General features: G+C 41.1%; 4 protein-coding genes. 3 read left to right on the top strand and 1 reads right to left on the bottom strand.

The genetic code is table 11. From position 1 onward, the window contains the following. The first annotated feature begins 186 nt into the window (after positions 1–186). Both nudE and metK read left to right on the top strand, forming a co-directional pair. Positions 187–732 (top strand): ADP compounds hydrolase NudE, encoded by a 546-nt coding sequence (gene nudE / locus CEX73_RS03360; protein ID WP_101627169.1) that lies wholly within the window; start codon positions 187–189, stop codon positions 730–732. Between the two features lie 320 nt (positions 733–1052). Further along, on the top strand, positions 1053–2201 hold the full coding sequence (gene metK, locus CEX73_RS03355; RefSeq protein ID WP_101627173.1) for a methionine adenosyltransferase: 1149 nt from the start codon (positions 1053–1055) through the stop codon (positions 2199–2201). A 59-nt stretch (positions 2202–2260) separates the two neighbouring features. Here the strand turns inward: metK and metR are convergent, their stop codons facing one another. Continuing rightward, positions 2261–3172 (bottom strand): HTH-type transcriptional regulator MetR, encoded by a 912-nt coding sequence (gene metR, locus CEX73_RS03350; RefSeq protein WP_101627168.1) that lies wholly within the window; start codon positions 3170–3172, stop codon positions 2261–2263. 102 nt (positions 3173–3274) lie between these two features. On the opposite strand from metR, the gene metE reads away from it, so the two are divergent. After that, positions 3275–5554, top strand: coding sequence for a 5-methyltetrahydropteroyltriglutamate--homocysteine S-methyltransferase (gene metE / locus CEX73_RS03345; RefSeq protein ID WP_101627171.1), 2280 nt, complete (start codon positions 3275–3277; stop codon positions 5552–5554). Positions 5555–5743: the final 189 nt, after the last annotated feature.

Here is a 5743-nt window from a genome sequence, read left to right as displayed (position 1 = left end):
CTATCTTTTTTTTATATATCGCCCTTTTCCTATTGCTATTGTTATTCCAGCTTGCTTGGAAATTGTGTAAGCGGCTTTATTACTAGATGTGCTGATAGCAGCTGGCGGCGTAATCTATTATTAACGCACAATGTAGATCTAAATCAACCATATTTAGTAACTATGTGCGTAATTTGCGGAAATTTTATGAATAACATGTTGCAAAAACCCAAAATAAATCATGTAGAGACCGTCGCTAGGTCCCGCTTATTTACCGTTGAATCTGTTAATTTAGAGTTTAGTAATGGCGTTTGTAGAGTGTACGAACGAATGCAGCCATCAGATCGTGAGTCGGTAATGATAGTACCAGTCATTGATGATCACTTACTGCTAATTCGTGAGTACGGTGTCGGTATTGAGGACTATGAACTTAGCTTTCCAAAAGGACTCATCGATACCGGAGAAGAAATTATGGAAGCTGCTAATCGTGAACTAATGGAAGAAGCTGGCTACGGTGCACATACTTTTACCTTTCTCCATCGCCTGACTATAGCGCCTTCTTATTTATCGAGCAAAATGAATATTGTGGTAGCTCAGAAGCTTTATCCACAAAAGCGGCAAGGCGATGAGCCAGAAACATTGCCACTAGTTCGTTGGCCAGTAGCGCGTATGTTAGCATTACTAAATGAAATAGATTTTTGTGAGGCACGTAATATCAGCGCGCTATTTCTTGCCCACGCTTGGTTAAAGTAAATTATGAGCTTATCTATCTTAACTGCATTTCTTTACTACATTAAGTCAAGAATAAATATGTTAAGTTTTTAACTAATTTGGTTTGTTTTACATTAGCTGATGTATTTAATATAAAAAAATTACTAGTAATTTTAGTAATTACTAACCTAAAATAGCCATCTAGAAGTTAATCCATCTAGACTAGATAATTGTGACTAGGGTAGATAACTTTGATGCGTATTGTGATTATCAAAGTATCAGTAAAGTTGCTGATACCATTCCTAGCGCTATGCAATCATAATTTTTATCTCACCCGTCTCGTCTCCAAAGGTAAAATACTAATGGCTAAGCACTTATTTACATCGGAATCTGTTTCCGAAGGGCATCCTGATAAAATAGCGGACCAGATTTCTGACGCAGTGTTAGACGCTATTTTAGCACAAGATCTAAAAGCACGCGTTGCTTGTGAAACTTATGTTAAAACTGGTATGGTACTAGTAGGTGGCGAAATAACTACCAGTGCTTGGATTGATATCGAAGAACTAACCCGCAATACCATCCGTGAGATAGGTTATACTCATTCAGATATGGAATTTGATGCTAACTCCTGCGCCGTTTTAAGTCTTATTAGTAAACAGTCGCCAGATATTAACCAAGGTATTGATCGTACCGATCCACGAGAACAAGGAGCGGGCGACCAGGGTCTGATGTTTGGTTACGCTACTAACGAAACAGATGTACTAATGCCAGCACCTATTACCTACGCTCATCGTCTTGTAGCACGTCAGTCTCAGGTGCGTAAAAATGGTACCCTACCTTGGTTACGTCCAGACGCTAAAAGCCAGGTTACCTTTGCTTATGATCAAGGTAAAGTAGTTGGTATCGATACGGTAGTACTTTCTACCCAACACATAGAAAATATTTCTTTACCCCATTTGCAAGAAGCTGTCATGGAAGAGATAATTAAACCAGTACTGCCAGCTAAGTGGCTTTCAGCACAAACAAAATTTTTTATTAATCCAACTGGTCGTTTTGTCATAGGTGGTCCTATGGGCGATTGTGGGCTAACTGGTCGTAAGATTATAGTAGATACCTACGGCGGCATGGCCCGTCACGGCGGAGGAGCTTTTTCTGGGAAAGATCCATCTAAAGTAGACCGTTCTGCCGCCTATGCCGCGCGTTATGTCGCGAAAAATATTGTCGCTGCAGGACTAGCAGAAAGATGTGAAATTCAGGTGTCTTATGCTATTGGTGTAGCAGATCCTACATCTTTGACTATTGATACTTTTGGTACTGAGAAAATTCCAGCTGATAATTTAATAGCTTTAGTACATGAATTTTTTGATTTGCGTCCTTATAGCTTAATTAGCATGCTCAACCTGCTGCAACCGATTTACCGTGAAACAGCAGCTTATGGCCACTTTGGCCGTGAGCATTTTCCGTGGGAAAAGACCGATAAAGCGATATTACTACGTGATGCTGCAGGCTAAAACTAGTAAATGATTATATCATTTTATTAATGATTTGTTTTATGAGCTTAACGTTACCATTAATAAATAAATGTACGAGTCCGTACATAAGGTAAATGTGCATTAGCATGTTGACGAGCTGAGTAAATAAACGCTTCAGTTATTGGTTGATGCTGTTCACCATCACGTACTGCAGCATACAGACGACTCCATAATCCTTCCCCCAGTGAGATAGTAACAATTAAACCTTGGCGCTCAAAACTTTCTACGACCCAGTGCGGTAATGCAGCAATACCCATGCGTGCGGATACCATTTGGATTAGTAACAGAGTATTATCAACTGTTTTTAACACTGGACTTATACCAGCTGGCTGCAGGAATTTGCGCCAAATATCCATACGACTACGTTGCACCGGGTAGATAAGTAGGGTTTCCTGGCATAAATCATGGGGAGTAATCGCAAGTTTATGAGCGAGAAAGTGAGTAGGTGCTAATACTAATCGTACTTCGTAATCAAACATTGGCGCGTAGTACAAACCGCTACGTGCCAAAATATCCGATGTGAGCACTAAATCCAGTTTGCCTTGTTGTAGGGCAGGCTGTGGATCGAAGGTAACGCCAGAGCGAAAATCCATTAGTACTTGCGGCCATTTTTCGTTAAATTTAGCTAGAGCAGGAGTTAGCCACTGAATACAGCTATGACACTCAATAGCCAAACGGATAGTAGTCTGATGCGGCTGCTGACAAGTATGTAACGCCTGTTGTACCTGTGGTAGTATTTGTTCGGCAAGCTGTAGTAAGATGTCACCCTGCGTGGTAAAACGTAGGGGCTGGCTTTTACGCACAAATAGTCGAAAGCCGAGGCGATGTTCTAGATCACTAAATTGATGTGATAACGCTGATTGAGTTTGGTGAATTTGCGCTGCCGCAGCAGCTAATGAACCGCTATTACGCAACACCTGCAGAGTTCTAAGATGTTTTAGTTCAATCATGAGATTGTGTCATGTATAAGTGAATAATTTGCGCTTGTAAACGATACAGTACATCCTAATTATAGGAGTGTAAACATCTGGACGTCTTAATTGGAGAAGTTAATAATGATTTTGAGTCATACACTCGGTTTTCCACGCATTGGCTTACACCGTGAATTAAAAATCGCGCAGGAAAATTATTGGGCTGGTAATATAACTCAGCAACAGTTGCTCGACACAGGTCGAGAGTTGCGTGCGCGTCACTGGCAACAGCAGAAAGATGCAGGGGTAGATATGCTACCCGTGGGTGATTTTGCTTGGTACGATCATGTACTAACCACTAGCTTAATGTTAGATAATGTGCCAATACGTCACCGTAACGGCGACAAGCCAAGCGATATTGATACCCTGTTCCGCATCTGCCGCGGTAGCGCGCCAACCGGCAAACCAGCATTAGCTTCTGAAATGACCAAATGGTTTAATACCAACTATCATTATATCGTACCTGAATTTACAATTGGTCAAACATTTCATCTAGGTTGGACTCAGTTGCTAGAAGAAGTTGACGAAGCCCTAGCATTAGGCTACCGCGTTAAGCCAGTACTGCTTGGGCCAATTAGCTACCTGTGGTTAGGTAAAGTTAAGGGAACTAGTTTTGACCGCCTATCACTGCTATCGGTACTTTTGCCTGTTTATCAGCAAGTATTAGCTGAACTTACTAAACGTAACGTAGATTGGGTGCAAATCGACGAGCCAGCGTTAATACTCGAGTTACCACCAGCATGGTGCTATGCTTATTATAAGGCCTATGAGGCTTTACAAGGATATAGTAAACTACTACTAACTACTTATTTCGATAGTATCGCGCATCAGCTGGAGATCATAACTAAGCTATCAGTACAAGGGCTACATGTTGATCTCATCGCTGGTGACGACGACCTGAAAACTTTGCATAATCATCTTCCGTCGGACTGGGTGCTTTCTGCAGGAGTGATAAACGGTCGTAATATTTGGCGCGCTAATTTGCAAAGTAAATTTGAGCAACTACGTTCATTAGCCAATCAGCGAAAACTGTGGGTAGGCTCTTCTTGCTCGCTATTGCATAGTCCAATTGATTTGAGCGTTGAAACAAGTATAGACAAGGAAGTAAAAAGCTGGTTTGCTTTTTCAATACAAAAATGCGCTGAACTAGGTTTACTACGTAGTGCGCTGAATCAGCAAGATGATACTCAATATCAAGCTAAACTAGCTGACTACAGCGCGCCGATCCGCGCGCGTAAAGAATCAAATCAAGTGACCAATCCGCAAGTTCAAGCTCGGCTGAAGCAGATAACTGATGCTGATAGTCAGCGCCAGCAGCATTACGTTAATCGCATAACCGTTCAGCGCACGCGATTTAACTTGCCAATATTACCTACAACTACTATCGGTTCTTTCCCACAAACCTCTGCCATTCGGAGTTTGCGTCTTGATTTCAAGAATGGATGCTTAGATGATGATAGTTATAAAACAGGTATTCGTGATCACATTAAGCAAGCTATTACTGAGCAAGATTTATTAGGTCTCGATGTTCTAGTGCACGGAGAAGCCGAACGTAACGATATGGTAGAATATTTTGGTCAGCATTTAGATGGTTTTATTTTTACTCAGAATGGTTGGGTACAGAGTTACGGTTCTCGTTGTGTTAAGCCACCGATTATTATTGGCGATATTAGCCGTCCACAGCCCATTACGGTCGAATGGGCGAGCTATGCTCAATCTTTGACAAAAAAACCTGTCAAAGGTATGTTAACTGGGCCAGTTACGATTCTATGTTGGTCGTTCCCGCGCGAAGATATTAGCCGTAAAACTATAGCGAGGCAGATAGCTTTAGCGTTGCGTGATGAAGTCATAGATCTAGAGCAGGCTGGAATAGGCATTATTCAAATTGATGAGCCAGCATTACGTGAAGGGTTGCCATTAAAACATTCTACTTGGCACGTGTATCTTAACTGGGCGGTAGAAGCATTTCGTCTCACCGCTGCGGTTGCTAAAAATGAGACGCAGATTCATACTCATATGTGCTACAGCGAATTTAACGATATTATGGATTCGATAGCGGCGCTGGATGCTGATGTAATCACTATTGAAAGCTCTCGTTCTGATATGCAGTTACTAGAAATATTCAACAAATTTCATTATCCTAACGATATCGGACCTGGCGTATATGATATTCATTCGCCTAACATACCGAGTGATGTTTCGATAATTAAGCTATTACGTAAAGCAATCCAAAGCATACCAGCAGAACGTTTATGGGTTAACCCAGACTGCGGCTTAAAAACACGTACTTGGCCGGAAACACGTCTAGCGCTAGCAAATATGGTCACTGCAGCACGTAAACTACGCGAAGAAAAGTTGTAACAACGTAAAATCATTAAATTAAGTTTTATATTTGGCTAATTTTGAACAGGTAGCTAGTCTGCAGATCAATAGAGCTAGTTATCTGTTATAACTATCATTACTCATAAATATTGTCATTTTTGGTTTCAAATAACCTGGGTACTTTTTCAGTTAATAGCTTCTTTCAACTACCTTACTTTCCCTATTCAT

It is taken from the genome of Candidatus Palibaumannia cicadellinicola (assembly GCF_002855795.1).
GTDB lineage: Bacteria > Pseudomonadota > Gammaproteobacteria > Enterobacterales > Enterobacteriaceae > Baumannia > Baumannia cicadellinicola_C.
The sequence above is the reverse complement of the archived record's forward strand: the minus strand, read 5'-3'. Positions and strand labels throughout refer to the sequence as shown.